The 20,197-nt window shown below is 62.3% G+C and carries 22 protein-coding genes and 1 tRNA gene; 9 read left to right on the forward strand and 14 right to left on the reverse strand.

Annotation, left to right across the window (positions count from 1 at the left end):
• Position 1 precedes the first annotated feature (1 nt).
• Both SCI24_RS10380 and SCI24_RS10385 read left to right on the forward strand, forming a co-directional pair.
• Positions 2–334: a YqcC family protein gene (locus SCI24_RS10380; RefSeq protein ID WP_318725295.1), complete on the forward strand. Its 333-nt coding sequence runs from the start codon at positions 2–4 to the stop codon at positions 332–334.
• An 18-nt stretch (positions 335–352) separates the two neighbouring features.
• On the forward strand, positions 353–853 hold the full coding sequence (locus SCI24_RS10385) for a gamma-glutamylcyclotransferase family protein (RefSeq protein WP_318725296.1): 501 nt from the start codon (positions 353–355) through the stop codon (positions 851–853).
• Between the two features lie 68 nt (positions 854–921).
• On the opposite strand, the gene SCI24_RS10390 is transcribed toward SCI24_RS10385, so the two are convergent.
• A complete protein-coding gene (locus tag SCI24_RS10390; protein ID WP_318725297.1) occupies positions 922–1,554 on the reverse strand; it encodes an OmpW/AlkL family protein in 633 nt (210 codons plus the stop codon).
• A gap of 185 nt (positions 1,555–1,739) precedes the next feature.
• A complete protein-coding gene (locus tag SCI24_RS10395; protein ID WP_318725298.1) occupies positions 1,740–2,348 on the reverse strand; it encodes an OmpW/AlkL family protein in 609 nt (202 codons plus the stop codon).
• Between the two features lie 300 nt (positions 2,349–2,648).
• Between SCI24_RS10395 and SCI24_RS10400 the strand changes: the two genes are divergently transcribed.
• Positions 2,649–2,942, forward strand: coding sequence for a hypothetical protein (locus SCI24_RS10400; protein ID WP_318725299.1), 294 nt, complete (start codon positions 2,649–2,651; stop codon positions 2,940–2,942).
• 189 nt (positions 2,943–3,131) lie between these two features.
• Here the strand turns inward: SCI24_RS10400 and putP are convergent, their stop codons facing one another.
• The 5 genes from putP to SCI24_RS10425 all read right to left on the reverse strand — a co-directional run bounded on the left by putP (position 3,132) and on the right by SCI24_RS10425 (position 9,416).
• Positions 3,132–4,622, reverse strand: coding sequence for a sodium/proline symporter PutP (putP, locus tag SCI24_RS10405; protein WP_318725300.1), 1,491 nt, complete (start codon positions 4,620–4,622; stop codon positions 3,132–3,134).
• A gap of 15 nt (positions 4,623–4,637) precedes the next feature.
• The gene (locus tag SCI24_RS10410; RefSeq protein ID WP_318725301.1) at positions 4,638–4,760 is read right to left on the reverse strand and encodes a hypothetical protein; all 123 of its coding nucleotides are present in this window, start codon (positions 4,758–4,760) and stop codon (positions 4,638–4,640) included.
• Between the two features lie 40 nt (positions 4,761–4,800).
• Entirely contained in the window at positions 4,801–7,992 is a 3,192-nt protein-coding gene (gene putA / locus SCI24_RS10415; protein ID WP_318725302.1) for a bifunctional proline dehydrogenase/L-glutamate gamma-semialdehyde dehydrogenase PutA, read from the reverse strand.
• A gap of 187 nt (positions 7,993–8,179) precedes the next feature.
• Positions 8,180–8,980 carry an AraC family transcriptional regulator gene (locus tag SCI24_RS10420; RefSeq protein WP_318725303.1) on the reverse strand — a complete coding sequence of 267 codons (801 nt, stop codon included), beginning with the start codon at positions 8,978–8,980 and terminating at the stop codon, positions 8,180–8,182.
• A 70-nt stretch (positions 8,981–9,050) separates the two neighbouring features.
• Positions 9,051–9,416, reverse strand: coding sequence for a hypothetical protein (locus SCI24_RS10425; protein WP_318725304.1), 366 nt, complete (start codon positions 9,414–9,416; stop codon positions 9,051–9,053).
• Positions 9,417–10,086: 670 nt separating this feature from the next.
• Between SCI24_RS10425 and SCI24_RS10430 the strand changes: the two genes are divergently transcribed.
• On the forward strand, positions 10,087–10,551 hold the full coding sequence (locus SCI24_RS10430) for a hypothetical protein (protein ID WP_318725305.1): 465 nt from the start codon (positions 10,087–10,089) through the stop codon (positions 10,549–10,551).
• A 79-nt stretch (positions 10,552–10,630) separates the two neighbouring features.
• On the opposite strand, the gene SCI24_RS10435 is transcribed toward SCI24_RS10430, so the two are convergent.
• On the reverse strand, positions 10,631–11,071 hold the full coding sequence (locus SCI24_RS10435) for a hypothetical protein (protein WP_318725306.1): 441 nt from the start codon (positions 11,069–11,071) through the stop codon (positions 10,631–10,633).
• 205 nt (positions 11,072–11,276) lie between these two features.
• Positions 11,277–11,993: a hypothetical protein gene (locus SCI24_RS10440; RefSeq protein ID WP_318725307.1), complete on the reverse strand. Its 717-nt coding sequence runs from the start codon at positions 11,991–11,993 to the stop codon at positions 11,277–11,279.
• 327 nt (positions 11,994–12,320) lie between these two features.
• On the opposite strand from SCI24_RS10440, the gene SCI24_RS10445 reads away from it, so the two are divergent.
• Both SCI24_RS10445 and SCI24_RS10450 read left to right on the forward strand, forming a co-directional pair.
• Positions 12,321–12,935: a recombinase family protein gene (locus SCI24_RS10445; RefSeq protein WP_318725308.1), complete on the forward strand. Its 615-nt coding sequence runs from the start codon at positions 12,321–12,323 to the stop codon at positions 12,933–12,935.
• 539 nt (positions 12,936–13,474) lie between these two features.
• The gene (locus tag SCI24_RS10450; protein WP_318725309.1) at positions 13,475–13,933 is read left to right on the forward strand and encodes a KilA-N domain-containing protein; all 459 of its coding nucleotides are present in this window, start codon (positions 13,475–13,477) and stop codon (positions 13,931–13,933) included.
• Between the two features lie 156 nt (positions 13,934–14,089).
• Here the strand turns inward: SCI24_RS10450 and rnhA are convergent, their stop codons facing one another.
• From rnhA to SCI24_RS10475, 5 genes are all read right to left on the reverse strand, one after another.
• Positions 14,090–14,683, reverse strand: a complete 594-nt coding sequence (gene rnhA / locus SCI24_RS10455; RefSeq protein WP_318725310.1) for a ribonuclease HI — start codon at positions 14,681–14,683, stop codon at positions 14,090–14,092.
• A gap of 247 nt (positions 14,684–14,930) precedes the next feature.
• Positions 14,931–16,066, reverse strand: a protein-coding gene (locus tag SCI24_RS10460; RefSeq protein WP_412929521.1) for an IS3 family transposase whose coding sequence is annotated in 2 segments (ribosomal slippage) — positions 14,931–15,784 and positions 15,784–16,066 — 1,137 coding nt in all. Because the reading frame shifts where the segments join, the coding sequence is not laid out codon by codon here.
• Between the two features lie 25 nt (positions 16,067–16,091).
• Positions 16,092–16,400, reverse strand: a complete 309-nt coding sequence (locus SCI24_RS10465) for a hypothetical protein (protein WP_318725312.1) — start codon at positions 16,398–16,400, stop codon at positions 16,092–16,094.
• Between the two features lie 151 nt (positions 16,401–16,551).
• Positions 16,552–16,625: transfer RNA gene (locus SCI24_RS10470), tRNA-Gly, on the reverse strand.
• Between the two features lie 390 nt (positions 16,626–17,015).
• Entirely contained in the window at positions 17,016–17,423 is a 408-nt protein-coding gene (locus SCI24_RS10475) for a CBS domain-containing protein (RefSeq protein ID WP_318725313.1), read from the reverse strand.
• A 263-nt stretch (positions 17,424–17,686) separates the two neighbouring features.
• On the opposite strand from SCI24_RS10475, the gene SCI24_RS10480 reads away from it, so the two are divergent.
• The 3 genes from SCI24_RS10480 to SCI24_RS10490 all read left to right on the forward strand — a co-directional run bounded on the left by SCI24_RS10480 (position 17,687) and on the right by SCI24_RS10490 (position 20,114).
• Positions 17,687–18,214, forward strand: a complete 528-nt coding sequence (locus SCI24_RS10480) for a YqaE/Pmp3 family membrane protein (protein ID WP_318725314.1) — start codon at positions 17,687–17,689, stop codon at positions 18,212–18,214.
• Positions 18,215–18,299: 85 nt separating this feature from the next.
• The gene (locus tag SCI24_RS10485) at positions 18,300–19,169 is read left to right on the forward strand and encodes an EamA family transporter (protein WP_318725315.1); all 870 of its coding nucleotides are present in this window, start codon (positions 18,300–18,302) and stop codon (positions 19,167–19,169) included.
• Positions 19,170–19,232: 63 nt separating this feature from the next.
• The gene (locus tag SCI24_RS10490) at positions 19,233–20,114 is read left to right on the forward strand and encodes an NAD(+) kinase (protein ID WP_318725316.1); all 882 of its coding nucleotides are present in this window, start codon (positions 19,233–19,235) and stop codon (positions 20,112–20,114) included.
• Positions 20,115–20,197: the final 83 nt, after the last annotated feature.

Here is a 20,197-nt window from a genome sequence, read left to right on the forward strand (position 1 = left end):
CATGACCGTTCACGACGAACTCGGCACCGCCCTGCGCGAGCTCGAGGCCACCATGAAGGCCGCCAGCCTGTGGCGCATGGAGCGACCCGAGCCGGACGCCTACCGCAGCGTCCAGCCGTTCTGCATCGACACCATGACGCTGCCCCAGTGGCTGCGCTTCGTGTTCATCGTGCGCCTGGAGGCCCTGGTCGAGTCGCGCTCGCCGATGCCGGAAACCTGCGACGTCGCCCCCGCGGTGGACGCCTGGCTGCAGCAGGAGGGGGCGCGGGCCAGCGACCGGCTGCTGTTGTGCAAGGTGATCGAGGAGATCGACCGCCTGGTCACCGAGAACTGATGTCGCCGGAATCCTGAGATGCCCTACTACTTTGCCTATGGCAGCAACATGAACCCCGCGCGGGTCGCGGCACGCATCGGCCCCACCCGCCGGGTGCTGGCCGGCGTGCTGCATGACCATGCGCTGCGCTTCGACAAGGCCTCCCGGGTGGCGGGCATCGCCCACGCCAACGTGGTGCCCCGGCCGGGCGAGCGCGTGGAGGGAGCGCTGTTCGAGCTCGGGGATCCCGGGCAGATCCGGCGCATGGATCCCTTCGAGGGCTACCCGAACGAGTACGACCGTCTGCGCCTGCCGGTGGCGACCCGCGAGGGAGGCATCGAGGCCTGGGTCTATATCGCCGCGCCGGGCACCACCGCCGAGGCGCTGCGCCCGGCGCGGGAGTACCTCGAGCACCTGTTGGCCGGGGAGCCCTTCCTCAGTGCCGCCTACCATGCACGCCTCTCGGCGGTGGAGGCCGTCGCCGGGCTCGACGAGGCGACCCTGGCGGCGCTGGGGCTCGCGCGCCACTCGCCTCGCTAACCTGCTGCAGGCTGCCGAACGCGACGAGGCCCGCCGAATGGCGGGCCTCGTCGCGTGGGGCTGTGTGATCAGAAGCGGAAGCTGAGGCCCGCCATCACCACCACCGGGTCGATCTCGACCGTGCCGATGTCGTTGCCCCCCAGGCTGGCATCGGTATCGATATCCAGGTACCAGGCGGCGGCGTTGAGCGCCCAGTGGTCGTCGATCAGCAGGTCGACGCCCAGCTGGCCGGCCGCCCCCCAGGAGTCATCCAGCTCCAGGTCGGCACCATTACTGATCTCTTCATCGGAGAAGGTGGTGTAGTTGACGCCGATGCCGGCATAGGGCTGGACGCGGGCCGCGGTGCCGCCCAGCGGGTAGTACTGCAGGGTCAGGGTCGGCGGCAGATGGTCGGTGGAGCCAGTCAGAGCCCCGTCGGCGATGCTGAAGTTGTGGTCGAAGGGCTCGGCAGCCAGCAGCTCCACGCCCAGCTTGTCGGTGAAGCGATAGCCCAGGGTAAAGGCAAAGGCGCTATCGTCCTCGACGTCGATTTCCAGATTGTCAGCGGTGAGTTCACCGTTGTCGCTCTTGGGCTCGACCTTGGCCACGCCCACGCGGGTAAAGAAGTCGCCGGCGCCGTAGGCGAAGGCCTGGGTGCTGGCGGTGAAGGCGGCCGCCGCGATGCCGGCGGCGAGCAGGGTGGGGAGGGCGGTCTTGCGCATGGGTCGACTCCTGATGATGAGGGTGCGGCCTCTTGCCGCAATGGAACATGCCGGCAGTCTATCGCGGGCGTGCGGAGACATTATTGATCCAGCGCAAGAGTCGGGCGTCATTGCCATGAAGGGCCTCGCAACAGGACGCCGGGCCCATGGCCCGGCGTCCTGTGGGATGGCGTGGGTATCGTCGCTCAGAAGCGGTAGGTCACGCCGCCCCCGACGGTCACCGGGTCGACCTCGGCTTCGCCGATCTGCGCGCCCCCCGACTCGATGTCGGCGCTGACGTCGGCATAGTTGGCGAAGCCGTTGAGCATCAGGTTACGGGTCACGGCGAGGTCGACGCCGAGCTGGCCCACGGCGCCATAGGAGCTCTCGACGTCGAGACCACTGGGTTCGCCGGAGAAGCGGGTGTAGTTGAGGCCCACGCCGGCATAGGGCTGGACGGGGGAGTCGAGGCCGCCCAGCGGGTAGTAGTTGGCCATCAGGTTGACGGGCATACGATCGACGCTGCCTACCGATGCGCCGTCCAGGGTCAGGCCATGCTCGAACTCTTCGCTGCCGTTGAGCTCGACGCCGAGCCTGTCGGTGAACAGGTAGCCGAACCCGTAGGTGAAGCCGCGCTCGCCCTCGATGGTCAGCTCGCTGCCGCCGAGGTTGCCGTTGTCGGAGCCTTCGGGTTCCGTCTTGGCGATGCCGCCGCGGACGAAGATGTCGCCGGCGCCATAGGCCAGGGCCGCCTGGCTGGCGAAGCTGCAGCCGGCGGCGAGGGCGATGGCGGGGATCAGTCGTGTCTTGCGCATGGGATGAATCCTCCCTTTCCTGGTGTACTGCGCCTGAAGTCCTTAAGGGAGCGCAGTGCCGGATGGCCTCTCTCGGGAACGATTATAGGAAACGGCGTTTCTACAAGTCTTGTAAAAAATTGTCATGGCTTCGATAGCCGATAAGATAAGGCGTTATCAGCATAAATCCGTCGCGGCTGGGCGACGCCACCGTCTTCGTCATGCAACACCTGTACAAGAAATTGCCGGCAGGTCGCGCCTGGGGCTCGCGTCCTTGCCGTGAATCGTCTTGACTGGGGGCAGGCGACAAGGAGAGCCGAGATGGAGACCAATACACGTCGACGCCTGCCCGGCGTGACCCTGGGGGCGATGCTGCTGGCGGCGGCGCTTGCGCTGTGGCTGCTGTGGCAGCCCGCCCTGATCAGCACGCTGCCGATGGGACTGCGCCTGCCACTGATCGGACTCGGCGTCTGGGCGCTGGGCGCGGCCTTCATGGCGGCCATGGGGCTGGAGGCGCGTCGGCCCTGGTTGCGGCGGATGACCACGCCCCCCTGGAGCCTGGCGGCGCTCGGCGCCTTCACCCTGGTGCTGCTGGTGCGGGCGGTCATCGCCTGACCCGGCCGGGGAGGGTGCCGCCGGCAAGCTGGTGGACAGCCGGAAACGAGGAAAGCCGCCCTTTGGGCGGCTTTCCTGCGTGTGCCCCAGCCAGTCGCGGACCGCGATGCCTGGCGCCCGATAACGGCAAGGGCTCCCGCAGGAGCCCTTTCACGACCTTCAGTGCGTTAGACGCGCTCTCGCGGCCAGTCAGCGACTGATCTGCTGGTACTCGCCGGCGTCGGCAGTCACGCTGCTCACCACCAGGATGGCGATGAAGGCTGCGATGAAGCCAGGAATGATCTCGTACACGCCGGGTCCCCCCATGAACGAGCCGTTCCAGCCCAGCGAGATCCAGAGCATGACGGTGAGCGCACCCACCACCATGCCCGCGAGGGCGCCAGCGCCGTTGGTGCGCGACCACATCAGCGACAGGATGATCAGCGGGCCGAACGCTGCACCGAAGCCGGCCCAGGCATTACTGACCAGCCCCAGAACCTGAGAGGTCGGATCGGACGCAATGACGGCGGCCACAAGGCCCACCACAACGACGCTGATCCGGCCAACGGCGACGACCTCCTTCTCTGTCGCCTTCTTGCGCAGGAACAGGCGATAGAAGTCTTCGGTCAGTGAGGAGGACGACACCAGAAGCTGGCTGGAAATGGTACTCATGATCGCCGCCAGCAGTGCCGCATAGAGGAAGCCGGTGACCAGCGGATGGAACAGCAGGTTCGCCAGGATGATGAAGATCGTTTCCGGATCCTCGACATTCATGCCGTTGCGGACTGCATAGGCACGCCCGAAGATGCCAAGAGAGATCGCACCGATCAGGGAGATGAGCATCCAGCTCATGCCGATGTTACGGGCAATGGGAACATCCTTCTGGGACCGGATGGCCATGAAGCGCACGATGATGTGCGGCTGCCCGAAGTACCCCAGACCCCAGGTCACTGCAGAGAGCCAGCCGACAATGGTCAGTCCCTCCGTCCACGACAGCAGCGTGGGATCGACCTCATTTAGGGTCTGTGAGGCCTGGGAGAAACCGCCGCCACCTTCGCCAAAGAGCACCACCGCCGGCATGATCACCAGGGCCAGCATCATGATGCAGCCCTGCACGAAGTCCGTCATGCTCACGGCCAAAAAGCCGCCCACCACCGTGTACACGAGCACCACGCCCAGGGTGATGACGACGCCCGACGCGTAATCGCTCATGCCACCAATGTTGAGAACGCCGGCAAACGCGCTTTCGAACAGCTTGCCGCCTGCCACCAGGCCGGATGCCGTGTACACCGCGAAGAAGATCACGATGACGATAGCGGATACCGTTCTCAGCGGAATGGCCTGAGTCGGGAACCGGTTTCCCAGGAATTCCGGAATGGTGATCGCATCATTGTAGTGAAGCGTCTGCTCGCGAAGGCGAGGTGCGACCAGCGTCCAGTTGAAGAACGCACCCACGAGCAGGCCGATACCGATCCAGGCAGACCCCAGCCCCGATACGAACATCGCCCCGGGGAGGCCCAGCAGCAACCAGCCGCTCATGTCCGAAGCGCCGGCCGACAGGGCCGCCACTTGTGGACTGAGCTGTCGGCCACCCAGCATGTAATCCTCAGAGGTGGAGGTGGACTTGCGCATGGCATAAAAGCCGATGGCGATCATGAGCGCAAAGTAAGCGAAGAGACTGATCCAAACGCCAGTAGCCATAGAAACTTCTCCCGTTTATTGGGTCGGATATAGCTCCGACATCTTGTTGGTAGGCATGCCGGCCAGAACACTGGTGGCGAGCACCACGATCGGGCCAGGCGCTAGCGTGAGGCCGTTGGTGGCATTGTTTTCCATCATGAGGGGGTTCCTTCAGTTTCTTGTTGATGATGAGTGAGGTTCACTCGTCTCCCAGCGCAAGCAGTGACGCATTGCCACCCAGGGCGGCGGTATTGACGGTCACTGTCTTCTCGGTGGCGAATCGCAGCAGGTAGTGCGGCCCGCCGGCCTTGGGTCCGGTGCCGGAGAGCCCCTGGCCGCCGAATGGCTGAACGCCGACCACGGCACCGATGATATTGCGGTTGACGTAGACATTGCCAACACGAACCTTCCGGGCGATTTCCTCGGCGAAGGATTCGTTGCGGCTGTGCACGCCGAAGGTCAGGCCATAGCCTCGCCCGTTGATGGCGTCGACCACCCGGTCGATCTCGCTGGCCTTGTAGCGCACGATGTGCAGTACAGGGCCGAACTGCTCGCGCTCCAGCGCCTCGATACCGTCGATCTCGAAGGCCACCGGCGCGACGAAGGTGCCGTCGGCGGTGTGTGCCGGATCGAGCCGTGTCTCGGCCACCAGGCGACCCTCGCCCTTGAGCCTGTCGATATGGGCGGTGAGTCCCTGGCGGGCGTCCTCGTCGATCACCGGGCCCACGTCCGTCCCCAGGTCGCGGGGATCGCCGACCTGCAACTCGTCCATGGCGCCCTTGAGGATCTCGATGACCCGATCGGCCACGTCCTCCTGGAGGTAGAGCACCCGCAAGGCCGAGCAGCGCTGACCGGCACTCTGGAAGGCCGAACGGACCGCGTCCACCACCACCTGCTCGGGCAGGGCGGTGGAATCGACGATCATGGCGTTCATGCCGCCGGTCTCGGCGATCAGCGTGGGCAGCGGGGCATTGTCGCGCGCGGCCAGGGCGCGGTTGATGATCTGGGCGGTGTCGGTGCCACCGGTGAACACGACCCCGGTGATGCGCGGGTCGCTGGTCAGCACGCTGCCCACGGTGGGGCCGTCGCCGGGCAGCAGCTGCACCACGTCTCGGGGCATGCCGGCTTCAAAGAGCAGCTCGATCACCCGATGGGCGATCAGCGAGGTCTGCTCGGCGGGCTTGGCGAGCACGGTGTTGCCGGCCACGGCGGCGGCGACCAGCTGGCCGCAGAAGATCGCCACCGGGAAGTTCCAGGGGCTGATGGCGGCGAACACCCCCTTGCCCCCCATCATCAGGTCGTTGGATTCGCCGGTCGGCCCGGGCAGGCGGGTCGGTTCGGCGAAGAGTTCCTCGGCCTTCATGGCATAGTAGCGGCAGAAGTCCACCGCCTCGCGCACCTCGTCGATGCCGTCGGTGAGCAGCTTGCCGCCCTCCCGGGAGCAGAGCGTCATCAGCTCGGCCATGTGCTCTTCCATCAGGTCGCCGAGGCGGCGCACGATGGCGGCGCGCTCGGCCACCGGCGTGGCCTCCCAGCGCGGGAAGGCGGCCCAGGCGGCGTCGAGGGCCTTGCCGGCCTGCTCCCGGGTGGTCCACTGGATGGTGCCGGCCTGGCGACGGCGGTCGTAGGGGCAGGTGACCTCATGGGTATTGGCCGGGTCGGTCTTCACCTCGAAGGCCAGCAGGGGGCCGGCCTGCCAGGTCTTGTCCATGGTCTTCGCCATGGCCTCCATCAGCGGCTGGTACTGGCTGCGGATGTTGAGGTCGAAGCCACGGGAGTTACGACGCCCGGGGCCATAGATGTCGGCCGGCAGGGGGATCTGCGGGTTCGCATAGCTGCCGTACTGGCGCAGGGTCTCCACCGGGTGCACGCAGAGCGACTCCACCGGCACCTTGGGATCCACCAGCTGGTGCACGAAGGAGGAGTTGGCGCCGTTCTCTAGCAGGCGACGCACCAGGTAGGGCAGCAGGTCCTTGTGGGCCCCCACCGGCGCATAGATGCGGCAGTATGTCCCTTCGGGGGCGCGCTTGAGGGCGGCATCATAGAGCGCCTCGCCCATGCCGTGCAGGCGCTGGAACTCGAAGGCCCGGGTGGCTTCGTTGGCCTGCTCGAGGATGGTGCTGATGGTATGGGCGTTGTGGGTGGCGAACTGCGGGAAGATGCGCCCGCGGGTCGCGTCCGAGAGCAGGAAGCGGGCGCAGACCAGGTAGGCGACGTCGGTGGAGGCCTTGCGGGTGAAGACCGGGTAGCCATCGACGCCGAGCTGCTGGGACTCCTTGATCTCGGTATCCCAGTAGGCGCCCTTGACCAGGCGCAGCGGGATCTCGTCGCCCTGGGACTCGGCCAGGCGGTTGAGGTAGTGCAGCACCGGCAGGGCGCGCTTGGAGTAGGCCTGGACCACCAGGCCGAAGTGGCCCCAGCCCTTGCAGGTCTCGCTCTCGTAGACGGCGCGGAACACCTCCAGGGAGATCTCCAGGCGGTCGACCTCCTCGGCATCGATGGTCACCGCGACGTCACGCTCGCGGGCCATGGCGGCGAGCTCGCGCACGCTGCCGACCAGCTCGCGCAGCACCTGCTCGCGGCGGCCGAACTCGTAGCGCGGGTGCAGGGCCGAGAGCTTGATGGAGATCGAGGGCGAAGGCGTCTTCGACGACAGCGCCCTGCTGGTCTTGCCGACCTGCTCGATGGCGCGGGCATAGTCGTCGAAATAGCGCCTGGCGTCGGCCCGGGTGCGGGCGGCCTCGCCCAGCATGTCGTAGGAGTAGGTGTAGCCCTTGTCGAACAGCGGCTTCGAGCGCTTCAGCGCCTCGTCGATATCACGGCCGAGCACGAACTGCTTGCCCATGATCTTCATGGCCTCAACCATGGCGCGGCGGATCACCGGCTCGCCCATGCGGTTGACCATCTTGTTGATGAAGGTCGAGGGCTTGCCCTCGCGGGGCTTGTCCATGGTCACCACGCGCCCGGTCATCAGCAGCCCCCAGGTGGAGGCGTTGACCATCCAGGACTCGCTCTTGCCGACGTGGGCCTGCCAGTCGGCCGGGCCCAGCTTGTCCTCGATCAGGGCATCGGCGGTGGCCTTGTCGGGAATGCGCAACATTGCCTCGGCCAGGCACATCAGCATCAGCCCCTCGTGGGTGTCGAGGCTGTACTGCTGAAGCAGCTCGTCGATGGTGTCGACGGCGGTATCCATCTCGCGGACCTCGCGCACCAGCTCGGCGGTCTTGCCGGCGATGCGCCGGAAGTCCTCGCTGTTGGCATCGAGAACCTTGACCAGTTCGCCGACGAAGGCATCCTCGTCGATCACGTAGTGGTCACTGATGCGCGCGAAGAGAGTGTCGAGTTCCTGGCGCCAGGTGTTGGCGTCGAGCATGGTGTGGGCGTTGAGCATCTAGGTCCCCCGGTTGTCACCCGTCGTCAGAGGGCAGGGCCCGGCCGCTGCGGCGCAGGGTCGCAGGCGGTCGCGGGGCATTCCCTGAGGGTAGGGCGGCGCGCAGTGTCCTGCTTGTCGATTTCCCGGCCTGTTTTCACGTTTCCACGGTTTTTGGCCGCGGGAGGGTTGAAATTTCGACCTTCGTCTAACGGCATGGGGCCTGCGAGGCGAGCCGTTGGCTCCGGGCGCGTCGCAGCTGGCTGGGGGGATGGCCGAAGGCCTGGCGGCAGGCCCGGGAGAGGGCGCTCTGGCTGGTGAAGCCGGTCAGGGCAGCGATCTCGGAGAGCGGCAGGTGGCTCTGCTGGAGCATCTGGCGGGCGCACTCGAGCCGGCGGCGCATGACGTACTGCCAGGGGGAGAGCCCCGTGCGTTGACGAAAGCGCTCCCTGAAGTGCGCCTCGCTCAGGCAGGCCTCGGCAGCCAGGTCGGCGACGCGCAGTCGGCTACCCAGGTGGCGGTCGATGAAGCGGTCGAGGGCGGCGAGGTCGAGGGGGCGTCCCGGTGCCGGCGGCTCGGTGGCCAGCCGGGCATGCAGGGAGCCCAGCAGGGTGCCGGCCAGGCGCTCGTTGTGGATGGGATCGATGGGCGCCTGGCGCGAGAGCAGGCTGAGCTCGTGGAGCAGGAAGTCCAGGTAGTGGCGCAGCGAGGTGTCGAGCGCGAAGAAGCGCGGGGCATCGAACAGGTGCACCAGCTCGTGGTGATGCCCGGTGACCGCAAAGGCATCGCAGGGCAGGTCGAGGATCAGCTGGCGGTTGTCGCCGGTCCCGGCGTAGTAGTGCATGTGGTTGGCCGGCACGATGCATCCCGAGAAGGCCGAGATGGAACCTCCCAACCCCTCGATCTCGAATTCCGCCTCGCCGCGCAGGCCGATCACGATCTGGTGGAAATCGTGGGCATGATGGTGGATCGCGGTGTCGAGGGGGATCTGGCGGATGGCACTGGTCATGGACGGCCTCCGGCTGGGCATGTCAGGGACATGACACCACACTCTGTCGGATGGCTCTTCAACGCTGGGCTCAGTCCTGGCGGCGCTGCAGCGAGGTATGCGCCGCCAGGTGGTCGCGCAGGGCCGCGAGCTCCTCCTGGCCGGAGGCGTCGAGCAGCGCCTTGCCGCGGGTTACGCGGCCATGGCGCCCGTGCTCGTCCATCAGACGCTGGGCGCGGCGCCGGATCCCGTCCAGGTAGTCGTCATGGCGGATCGTGTAGCCGATGATGGCGTTCCATTCGGTCTCGCCGACGCGACTCTCCAGAGCCTTGTCGAAAAGCTCCAGCAGGTGCTCGGGCTCGGTGCGATAGCGCGGGGTGCCTGACAGCATCAGCAGGGCGATCATGCCGCCGAAGATGGCCAGGCAGACGGCGAGGACCAGCAGGAACAGGGCCATGGGTCGCGACTCCGGATGGTCGGGCCCGGTCGCTGCCGGGCCCGGTGATGCAGGATATGTCAGAGCCCAGGGCTGATGGTGGTGTGGCGGCCATCGGCGCCAACAGACCTGAGATGCTCTCGGCTAATGGACGATAGCAAGACGACGTCGGCGCTTGTTGGAGGTTCGCTGCATCCCTGGCGAGAAGGCCAAGTCGTGGTCGAAACATACAGGATGCCATGCACGAATCCCAGCCATACACGATGACGTGTCTTGACGCTGTGTGACAGACTTTTGAGGTGAATCAGGCGCTTGCGGAGGAGGGCGGTCGTTCGTTGATGCTGGATGGCGCCGTGTTGGAGCGGGTGAAGGGAATCGCCTTTATCCTCTAATATGCCTTTATAATCAATATTTTACAATTTTTTGGTAGCCATCTGAAGCCATTAGTGTAGCCATCTCTGTAGCCGACTAAAGTCCACCATTTGAAATCCCTTAGCTCTTGGAAATGTCGATATTTTTAGCTGCGAGACCCCTGATAGAAGACTCTGCCTTAGCTATGGCAGTGCTCACCAATTTGCGTCAGAAGGCAGGGATGCGGTTGCATTGCTATGTTCACTACTAAAAAAACTATTGACGCCTATCTTCGGCATTGCTATCTTTGCTCCTGTAATCACTCAAAGGAGCTATTCGAATGGAGACTATCTACATCCCATTCCCCAAAGACCTCTATGACAAGATAGTGATCCGGTCAGGAGGAAAAGTTGACCCTTGTATCTTAGCCGTTGATCAGGTCGAGGGTTTTCTAGATGTGAATGGCTTGGACCCATCTTTCTGGACTGAAGAAGGGCTGAAGGCGTTTGAAGAAGAGCAAGCTCCCAATAGTCATGCCTACGGCGATCCCAGTCGAGGCTTTCAGTGGAAAACTTTGTTTCTCCCGAATGGGGCTGAAGTAAAAATGGTTTATAAGGGACGTACGTATCATGGGGTTATCTCTCATGAGCGAGTGACTGATCAAGATGGAAGCTTTACTCCAGCTGAATGGGCCAGAAAGGTTGCTAATTATACAGCTAGAAATGCTTGGCGGGACATCTGGATTCGCAAGCCAGGACAGGCCGAGTGGATACTTGCAGATAAAGCACGAAAACTGAGCGAGTGATGTTCGGATACTTATAAGATGCGAGTGAGGAAGCTTGAGTCAGTTCTCACTCGCAATGATTAAGAGGTGGTTCTTGAGCTTACTTTACGTACTTGAAGACGATCATGGCAGAGTTTTCCCTGATTTTGGCTTTAGTGTTGGCTGAAGAAGGAATGCTCTGAGGTATAGTTGTGGTATATCCTGAGATGTATCTCTGCGAATCGGTGGTTATAACACCATCAGCATTGTTGTTCATCACTATGCTAATAATTTCGCCACGGTTAACGTTGCCAAACATTGCATCATGCATAGTGCTGGAGCGCTTGTTTTGAGTAATTATGCCGACGATTGAAAATTCTCGCTCAGGAGCTCCGGCTCGCCAGAATTCCACACCTTCGTGTTCATCTAATAGCCCTCCATTACCACTGTAAGTGTCGCTGCCAGTCCACCTGCTAAAATCAGTGTCAGTGCCTATTATGGTAGTGCACCCTGAAGCAATAAAAATCACCCCCAAGAAAATATAGCCAACAATTATTTTCATATATATAACCTCAGTGCTGAACATGAGTTTTGTGTTTGTTATGGTTCTATGCGCAGGGTCTTAATAATTGAATGTTTTTGAAGGCTTTCGTTGTCTGCCAGTATGAAAGTTGTTGCATGTCAGAATCCTATAAATGGATAGGGTGTATCACAGGGTTGCATAATTTAAATTATAGCTTCGGTAACATTGATGCTGAAGCTACAGCTCACCGGCAGCCATTAATGTTGTCATAGCAAACTCTGTTAGGGTCAGTTCTCCAGTGACCAGGAACATATGTCCCATCTGAACGGTAGTAACCTGAAACCCAGTGCTGATTAGGGTTTACGTAACTACTTCCGCCACCTGCACCAGCACTATAACCAGCCGCCATGGCTGCTGCGCCAACAGCCATGACACCTAGTACAGTAGCGGTGGTTTCTCGGTCTCGCTCTTTTGCTTTAACCAAGTCTTTGGCAGCTAGTTTGCGGTACTTGTCGTAGTAACGACTAGTCTTCACCCATCCTTCAAGATCATACCAAGAATTCTTTTCTTCGTGCACGAGCCTGAAATGAGCATCAGCTCCTAAATCATCAGCACACTGCTCAGCATAGTCCATAACCACCTTGGCTTCAGCTTGTGCCAACTTGTATTTCTTGTAATCAAGCCCGTTTCCCGGGTTATTGAGTTGTGACTGAATGCTCTTAGCCCCATCGGAGAAACTCGCTAAGCATTGAGCCTCAACTTTCTTAGTATAAAAATCTGATGGTGAGCTGAAATCCTCAGGCATTGTGCCTTTCGGCCATGCACGTACCTGATACAGGTTCCAGTTGCTCATGTCTTGTCGATTTTCTGTCAGTTCGGCAACTCTACGCTCATATTTTAGAGAAGAGCAAGCGGTCAAAGACATCACTGCTACAGATAAAACCAAGGTACTAGCCTTCATTATTATGACTCCCTGCTATATGTGAGGCGCTTGGTTCTTAACGCCAAGCTGCTCTACGTAACTAATGACACCCAGCATTTCGCATTACAGTTGCCACCGGATGATTGTAGCAGTTTTATAGAGCATGTCATCGTAGTGAAGCTATTCCATTAGCATGAATGATTCTGATCCTCATCGACTTTTTTCGGTGTCATTAGGGTGTACCTCATAGAATACGCACTAGGACCGTGCTCATCCGTGTTCACATCCATGTCTTGACAACCCAAACGAGCACACTTATTTTGAATACATCCAAGCGAACACAGGGCCAAAGGAGCAGCCACCGCAATGTTCATCCGTGCTTACCTCAGAGCCTCCACCGATGACCAGAACGCCAGCCGTGCCCGTGAGGCGCTGACCAGCTTCGCCCAGGAGAAGGGCGCTAGGGTTGCCTCGTGGTATGTGGAGAACGCTAGTGGGACTAGGGCTGACCGGACAGAGCTGGCGCGACTCATCGATGACGCACAGCCGGGTGACGTCCTCCTTGTCGAACAGGTAGACCGACTGACCCGCCTGACGAAGAGCGATTGGGACAGGCTCAAGGCTGCCATCCAGAGTGCAGGTCTTCGGGTTGTGTCTCTCGATCTGCCGACCAGCCACACGGCACTGACCGTCAATGCCAGTGATGACTTCACAGGGCGGATGCTCGATGCAGTCAATGCCATGCTCCTCGACATGCTGGCGGCTGTCGCTAGGAAGGACTATGAGGACAGGCGTAGACGTCAGGCTGAGGGCATCGAGAAGGCCAAGGAGCAGGGACGCTATAAGGGACGCCCCGTGAACGAAGGACTACATCGGAGGATCATAGAGCTTCGAGAGCAAGGCTTCAGCGTCCGCAAGACTGCCGACATCATCGGGTGTGGTGTCAGCACAGTCCAGCGAGCAGCCAAGAGGCAAGGGTAAGAGCCAAATCCTACCAAGTCCGGCATCGGAAGAGGGTGAGCCTGTTTCGCGGTCTTACCCTCAACCTCCAGAACTTCTTACCCTGAACGCAACACGGTGAGCCCAGCGAACCTCTGTGGTGAGGCCACCAAGGTGACCAGCCGGTGAGCAGCGTTGAGAACATGCGACAGCCAGTTGCTCATCTCCAGGTGGCCATCAAAAAGTCGATCACTTGACCAGCCATGGCTCCAGCTCCAAGGGCACCATGGGGGAATCGCGAAGCTCTATATACATCAATACCGGCTCAGTTATGCGCCATAAAATGGCCGGGGGTAGGTTGGTGCGAGACTTAGTCAGACATCGTCGGGAGATCATCGAGGGTCGGAGTCCCGTTCCTCTGTCGCTGTAGCGTCCACACGGAGTCAGACACCAAGCCCCCAGTCGATGGATCACATGCAGACTGAATCCTTGCGTGTCCGCACTTCCTGCCACCGTGATCGGCTCTCGTTACAGCCTCGACCAAGCCGCCACATGAGCACATCGACAGGACCAACGCCTTGATGGCCAGTCAGATTTTGCGAGAGAGCAACAACCAGACCCTCACCGTCGCAGACATGACAGTTCGCCAAGACGACGCCGGTCGCTACAACCTCAACGACTTCCAAAAGGCATCCGGGGGTGATCCGAAGGACAAGCCGAGCCAAAGGCTCCGCTATGACAAGGCTACCGATCTGATCGATGAGCTAAAGGTGGGAAATCACACCTTAGACCCGATCAATTCTAAGCGTGGTCGCTCCGGCGGCACCTTCGTCGTCAAGGAGCTGGTCTACGCATACGCCATGTGGATCAGCCCGGCCTTCAACCTGAAGGTCATCCGTGCATTCGACCGGCTCCAGACTGATGGGGTAGCGGTGGCTGAAATGACTAGGTACGGCATCGAATATCGTAACGGAGGTGTCAGCGATGTCTTACAGTTCGCCGAACCGATCTCGTACGGAACGCCTCACAGGCTCGGCTAGGCTCAGGGTATGACGCCAGTTGAAATCTACGCCCAGCATGGGAAGTACGAAACATGCGTCATGGTCAAGGACCGGGAACCCGGAGTCTTGATGGCAGTCGCTCTGGAGTTTCCACCATCAGGAAGATGGCTCCTGACCAGGGACGGTCGGGAACGATTAGCCATACTCCTTCACTGACTCACCCTCAGCGCCAGCCACCGCCAAGGTATCCGCCAGTTCATTCTCTGGGTGTCCACAGTGACCACGGACCCAGTGGAACCGGACGGAGTGGACCTTCAGCAGTTGATCGAGCTGCTGCCACAGGTCGGCATTTTTGACGGGCTTCTTGCTGGCCGTCTTCCAGCCTTTCCGTTTCCAACCGTGAAGCCATTCCTTGGCTCCCCTCATGACATACTCGCTGTCGGTGGTCAGGTCTACGGTTGACGCCTTCTTCAGTGCTGACAACGCTTCAATGACGGCGGTCAACTCGGCTCGATTGTTGGTCACCGGCTCACCCTGGAGCTTACCGGCGATCTTCAGGCGCCTCCCTGCCGATGGACTGAACAGGACAGCCCCCCAGCCTCCCTGAGGGTTACTCTGTCCGTTGCTGCTACAGGCACCATCTGTCCAGATTTGGACGATGGGTGACTCTACTGGATGATCCGGTGAGGGAGTCTCGGGGCTCGTTCCTAGACGGGAACTCTCGTGCAGACCATCAGCCGTATCGGTGGGCGTGTGGGTCAGTGGAATCGTCGGGTTCGGTGTAGGCATAGTGATTCGTCCTCATTGTCGGAGACAGTCGGTTCCCTTCAGACGGACGGACCAGCAGACGGACGATACCGCCAGTCTGACCGACTGCCTTCGAGAATGTGCTGGTGATGATCGAAAAGGATGGCTCAAGGGACGAGCCTTCTGGATAGCCTGTAGCAGGTCTATCGACTTCGTTGGGTGTAAAGTGGACCCCATCCTTCAGACCACCTGACAGGTCATCTAAGCTCGGATCGGATCATCATCGGCGTCAGGCCGCCTGTTTCACTGGTTGAGGGAAGTACATCTCATCCGGTGTTGCATCGTCCAATCCCTGGTGGGGCCGCTCCTGGTTGTACCAGGCGAAGTAGCTGCCCAGTTCCTGCTTCAGGTGGGCCCCGTCCCTGAAGGCCTTCAGGTAGACGCACTCGTACTTCACGCTGCGCCAGAGCCGCTCCACGAAGATGTTGTCCCGGTAGCAGCCCTTGCCGTCCATGCTGATGGTCACGCCGTGAGCCTCCAGGACGCCGGTGAAGGCCTGACTGGTGAACTGGCACCCCTGATCCGTGTTGAAGATCTCGGGCGGTCCGTGACGTGCCAGAGCCTCCTCCAGGGCATCGACACAGAAGTCCGTGTCCAAGGTGTTGGAGACCCGCCACGACAGGACACGACGGCTGTGCCAGTCCATCACCGCCACCAGGTACATGAATCCGCGTGCCAGCGGAATGTAGCTGATATCGGTCGCCCACACCTGGTTCGGCCGGTCGATCATCAGACCGCGTAGCCGGTAAGGGTAGATGCGGTGCCCCTTGCCCGGCAGGCTGGTCCGTGGTCGCGGGTAGACGGCCTGGAGCCCCATCTGACGCATCAGGCGGCGGACCCGCTTGCGGTTGACCCGGTGGCCCAGCCGGTTGAGATGGACGGTCATCCGGCGTGAACCGTAGACCGGCGTCAACAGGTGCTGCTCATCGATCAGGCGCATCAGCACCAAGTCCTCGGCCAGCCACTCGCGCTGCTGGTAGTAAAGCGACGAGCGGCTGATGCACAGCAGCTGACACTGTCGCCTCAGGCTCGGGGTAGCGGAAGATGGCGGCTCGATCATGGCCAGGCGCTGCGCCCGGCTCAACGATCGAGCCTGCGTGATAAAAAATCGCGTTCCACCGTCAGCTTGCCGATCTCGCGGTAGAGGGTATCGATCTCCTCCTGGTTCTTCTGAGCGGCCTTGCCGCTGCTGCCCTCGAAGAGACCGGCGGCGTTGTCCAGCAGCTCGCGCTTCCACTGGCTCACCATGGACGGGTGCACCTCGAAGCGAGCCGCCAGTGCCGAGGTGGTCTCATCGCCCTTCAGCGCAGCGAGGGCTACCTTGGCCTTGAACTCGCTGCTGTACTGCCGACGTTTCTTGCTCATGATCAGGGTCTCCTGGTCGGTCTGATCAGAGCTTAGCGCCTGGTCCGAATTTCGGGGTCCACTTCACCCTGAGCTGGTCCCGTGCCTGGAGGAACATGCGCCTCTGCTGGCGCTGCGAGGCTTCCCCCTTCAGTTGGGCTTCAAGGTCACCGAGGTCGGCCAGCACTCTGTCTCGTATCCGACAGGCTTCATCGAGGTCGCCCGTCTGGGTGCTCTGCTGGAGGATTTTCTTACCGAGGTGCTTGGAGAGGGTAGGAGAAAGCCGCTTCTGGATGAACCAGATGTTGCCTCGTTGGCGAAGGCTTCGGGTGTCGGCGGGCTTGCCTCTGGCCATGTCGTTCGCCCTCTATTCGACCAGTGTTCGAGTAGGGCGAGGATAGCACTGGAGCGGGGATCAGGTGTAGCCACTTCTGTAGCCATTCCTGTAGCACCTAACCCCATGAAAGGCGGGAAAAATCTTGAAGATCAGTAGGTTAAATGGCTACTGGAGCGGGTGAAGGGAATCGAACCCTCGTCTTAAGCTTGGGAAGCTTCTGCTCTACCATTGAGCTACACCCGCGAAGCGATTTCGATAGTAAAACCAATCGGTTAGCCTTTGCAAGCGGCCCCGGGACTTTTTTTGCTCCCCTCATGCTAAGTCGCTGTTTTTCTCTGCCTTGCCGAAGGGCATGAGAGGCTGCGGTGCCCGAAGTAGGTCCCTGCAGCGATATTTTTTTACCGGCCGACGAACTTTTCCGCGTGGCGCTGTCAGAATGGGCGTAGGCAGCAACGCGATAGCAGTCGCTAACACTGTTGCCTCGGCTTGCACTTTCGATCTTGCCGCTCCATGCCTCATGGGGCGGCTTTTCTTTGACGCCCCCCTTTGCTTTGTCGCTCTCTCTTCTCCTTATCCTGGAAACGACGACACCCGGCGCCGGGCCGGGTGTCCAGGGCGCGCAGAGCAGGGGAGTCAGGAGTGGCGCATGCGCAGCAGCGCGCTGAGCACGTCGCGGCGCGTGACGATACCCACCAGCCGGCCCTGCTCGACCACCGGGTAGACCTTGGGCTTGGCGCCGAGCATCTCCTGGGCCAGGTCAGTGATGCTCTTGTTGGGCGGCACCGAGAGCACCTCGTTGCGCATCAGTTCCCGCACCAGCGGCGGTTCCTCGTTGAGGTAGGAGCTTTCCAGCACCTTGCCCATCACGTCCTGCTCGGAGATGAAGCCGATCAGGTGGTCCCGCTCGTCGACCACGGGCACCCCGGGCAGCCGATGCAGCGCCAGGCCCTCGGCCAGGGTGGAGACCGAGGTCTTGCCGGTAACCCGGTAGCAGTCGCGGGACATGATCTCGCGCACGGTGGTAGGGGCCTTGTTGGGCATGGCGTGTCTCCTTGTGCCGGACAGTAATGGCCTGGGCTGCAGCCAGCGTTCGCGATGCCAGGCACGGGCCGCAGCCGTGTCTCGCCTCCAGCATAGCCGACTCGCGGGGCTCTCCGGTATGCACGCCGCCAACGCTTCTTCACGCTGGCCAGGGCCTCGGCCAGCGTTCAGGAACCCGACCCCGGTTCCCGGCTCCAATATGGCACACTCTGGAACACGGGCCGGCCGCGGCGCCGGCCTGCCACCATCAAGGGAGTTGTCTCATGGATGCTCGGGAGTACATGGCCAAGAAGGGGCTGGACGGAGAGCGAGACCAGGAGCGTCCCAATACCCTGGAGGAGAAGGCCTGGTCGCGGGCACGGGAAGCCGGGGAGCACCGTCCTCGCGCGGGGACCCCCTTCGACTGGGAGGAGTGGGAGCGCTACCACGAGACCCTGGCCGAAGGGGCCGAGGAACTCGACCAGAAGATCGACCACGAGGCCCATCGCCGGGCGCTCGAGCACGACTCCGACGAGGCCGTTCAGCACTTCACCCCGGCGGCGGGTGACCGGGTCCGGGTCGACCCGACACCGGCATCGTCCAGGCAGGACGCAGACCAGGGGCAGGGCCAGGCGATGCCTGCCGAGCCGCGCCTTGCCCTGCATGCCCTGGCGGTGCTGCTGCCGCCGCTGGCGGTCGGCCTCTCGCGGGGTGGCGGGGGACGGGTAGTGGCCAGCCTGGCGCTGACCCTGCTGGGGTGGCTGCCCGGAGTCGTGCACGCGCTCTGGTGGCTGCGTCGCGCCCCGCGCTAAGGGGGCGGATCACGCCGACGGACTTTGCTCGGCGCGCGCGACGGGTATAATCGGCGTCAACCATCTTTGCCATCAGGAGTTGACCTTGGGCCTTCTCGTCGGTGTCACCGTCCTCTGGGCGTTCTCGTTCTCGCTGATCGGCGTCTACCTGGCCGGCCAGGTGGACAGCTACTTCGCGGTCCTGATGCGGATCGGGCTGGCGGTGCTGGTCTTCCTGCCCTTCCTGCGCCCCTCGCTGCTGCGCGGCCGCCAGCGACTCGCGCTGATGGGGCTGGGGGCGGTGCAGCTGGGGATGATGTACATCTTCTTCTACCAGTCCTTCCTGCTGCTATCGGTGCCGGAGGTGCTGCTCTTCACCATCTTCACGCCGATCTACATCGCCCTGCTCGACGATGCCCTCTTCGGGCGCTTCACGCCCTTTTACCTGGTGACTGCGTCGCTGGCGGTGCTGGGCGCGGCCGTGATCCGCTACCAGGGCCTCGACAGTGGTTTCTGGACGGGTTTCCTGGTGGTCCAGGGCGCCAACCTCTGCTTCGCCCTGGGGCAGGTGGGCTATCGGCGCCTCTCCGCGAGCCTGCCCGCCTCGCTGCCCCGTCACAGCGTGTTCGGCTGGTTCTACCTCGGCGCCCTGGCAGTGGCCGTGCCCGCCTTCGCGCTGCTGGGCAATGCCGCCGCCCTGCCTACCACCGGGGTCCAGTGGGGCGTGCTGCTGTGGCTGGGGCTGGTGGCCTCCGGCCTAGGCTACTTCCTCTGGAACCTGGGGGCCACCCGGGTCGATGCCGGTGCCCTGGCGATCATGAACAATGCCCTGATCCCCGCGGGCCTGCTGGTCAACCTGGTGATCTGGAACCGCGATGCCGACCTCGTGCGCCTGGGGCTGGGGGGCGCCATCATCATCGGCTCGCTGGTGCTCAACGAGTGGTGGCTGAAACGCCGCCGCCTCGCGGCGGCCTGACGGCGTTTGCCCGCCTCGTGGCCAGTCGCCATAATGACCGGCCGCGAAGCGAGAGGCCTGCGCATGCCAACCTTCAAGAACATCGGTCTGATCGGTCGCCTGGGGAGCGCCAAGGTGGTCGACACCCTCAAGCGCCTGATCCGCTTCCTCGACGCCGGTGGCTACCATGTCATCATCGAGGACAGGACCGCCACCGTGCTGCTCGACCATGGCCATCCCGAGGCCAGTCGACGCCTGCTGGGCGAGCTCTGCGACCTGGTGATCGTGGTCGGCGGCGATGGCAGCCTGCTCGGCGCCGCCCGTACCCTCTGCCACAGCGGCACCCTGGTGCTGGGCGTCAATCGCGGGCGCCTGGGCTTTCTCACCGACATCTCCCCCGACGAGATCGAGGCGCGGGTCGGCGAGGTGCTCGAGGGCCGCTATGAGCTCGAGGAGCGCTTCCTGCTGGATGCCGAACTCTACCGGGACGACATCCAGGTCGGCAACGGCGATGCCCTGAACGAGGTCGTGCTGCATCCCGGCAAGGCGGTGCGCATGATCGAGTTCGAGCTCTTCATCGACGACCAGTTCGTCTACAGCCAGCGCAGCGACGGCCTGATCATCGCCACCCCCACGGGTTCCACGGCCTATGCGCTCTCCGGCGGCGGGCCGATCATGCACCCCAAGCTCGACGTGATCACCCTGGTGCCGATGTTCCCGCACACCCTGTCGAGCCGCCCCATCGTCATCGATGCCGCCAGCGAGATCCGCATCCATATCGGCGAGACCAACCAGACCTACCCGCATATCAGCTGCGACGGCCAGACCCGTGCCGTAGCCAAGCCCGACGATGTGCTGGTGATCCGCCGCAAGCCCCGGCGGGTGCAGCTGGTCCATCCGCTGGGCCACAACTTCTACGAGGTCCTGCGCAGCAAGCTGGGCTGGAGCAATCGCCTGGGTGACTGACGTGAGGAGCGACCTGAGCATGCAAGGCGGCCTCGAGGGCTACGACCTGATCGGCGACGTCCACGGCTGCGGGGCGACCCTGG

The organism is Halomonas sp. (assembly GCF_033549285.1).
Lineage (GTDB): Bacteria > Pseudomonadota > Gammaproteobacteria > Pseudomonadales > Halomonadaceae > Halomonas.

Bases quoted from the DNA above. Each gene is read 5' to 3' on its own strand.
- SCI24_RS10380 (WP_318725295.1), top strand. From the start codon at position 2: ATGACCGTTCACGACGAACTCGGCACCGCCCTGCGCGAGCTCGAGGCC.
- SCI24_RS10385 (WP_318725296.1), top strand. From the start codon at position 353: ATGCCCTACTACTTTGCCTATGGCAGCAACATGAACCCCGCGCGGGTC.
- SCI24_RS10390 (WP_318725297.1), bottom strand. From the start codon at position 1,554: ATGCGCAAGACCGCCCTCCCCACCCTGCTCGCCGCCGGCATCGCGGCG.
- SCI24_RS10395 (WP_318725298.1), bottom strand. From the start codon at position 2,348: ATGCGCAAGACACGACTGATCCCCGCCATCGCCCTCGCCGCCGGCTGC.
- SCI24_RS10400 (WP_318725299.1), top strand. From the start codon at position 2,649: ATGGAGACCAATACACGTCGACGCCTGCCCGGCGTGACCCTGGGGGCG.
- putP (WP_318725300.1), bottom strand. From the start codon at position 4,622: ATGGCTACTGGCGTTTGGATCAGTCTCTTCGCTTACTTTGCGCTCATG.
- SCI24_RS10410 (WP_318725301.1), bottom strand. From the start codon at position 4,760: ATGATGGAAAACAATGCCACCAACGGCCTCACGCTAGCGCCTGGCCCG.
- putA (WP_318725302.1), bottom strand. From the start codon at position 7,992: ATGCTCAACGCCCACACCATGCTCGACGCCAACACCTGGCGCCAGGAA.
- SCI24_RS10420 (WP_318725303.1), bottom strand. From the start codon at position 8,980: ATGACCAGTGCCATCCGCCAGATCCCCCTCGACACCGCGATCCACCAT.
- SCI24_RS10425 (WP_318725304.1), bottom strand. From the start codon at position 9,416: ATGGCCCTGTTCCTGCTGGTCCTCGCCGTCTGCCTGGCCATCTTCGGC.
- SCI24_RS10430 (WP_318725305.1), top strand. From the start codon at position 10,087: ATGGAGACTATCTACATCCCATTCCCCAAAGACCTCTATGACAAGATA.
- SCI24_RS10435 (WP_318725306.1), bottom strand. From the start codon at position 11,071: ATGAAAATAATTGTTGGCTATATTTTCTTGGGGGTGATTTTTATTGCT.
- SCI24_RS10440 (WP_318725307.1), bottom strand. From the start codon at position 11,993: ATGAAGGCTAGTACCTTGGTTTTATCTGTAGCAGTGATGTCTTTGACC.
- SCI24_RS10445 (WP_318725308.1), top strand. From the start codon at position 12,321: ATGTTCATCCGTGCTTACCTCAGAGCCTCCACCGATGACCAGAACGCC.
- SCI24_RS10450 (WP_318725309.1), top strand. From the start codon at position 13,475: ATGGCCAGTCAGATTTTGCGAGAGAGCAACAACCAGACCCTCACCGTC.
- rnhA (WP_318725310.1), bottom strand. From the start codon at position 14,683: ATGCCTACACCGAACCCGACGATTCCACTGACCCACACGCCCACCGAT.
- SCI24_RS10465 (WP_318725312.1), bottom strand. From the start codon at position 16,400: ATGGCCAGAGGCAAGCCCGCCGACACCCGAAGCCTTCGCCAACGAGGC.
- SCI24_RS10475 (WP_318725313.1), bottom strand. From the start codon at position 17,423: ATGCCCAACAAGGCCCCTACCACCGTGCGCGAGATCATGTCCCGCGAC.
- SCI24_RS10480 (WP_318725314.1), top strand. From the start codon at position 17,687: ATGGATGCTCGGGAGTACATGGCCAAGAAGGGGCTGGACGGAGAGCGA.
- SCI24_RS10490 (WP_318725316.1), top strand. From the start codon at position 19,233: ATGCCAACCTTCAAGAACATCGGTCTGATCGGTCGCCTGGGGAGCGCC.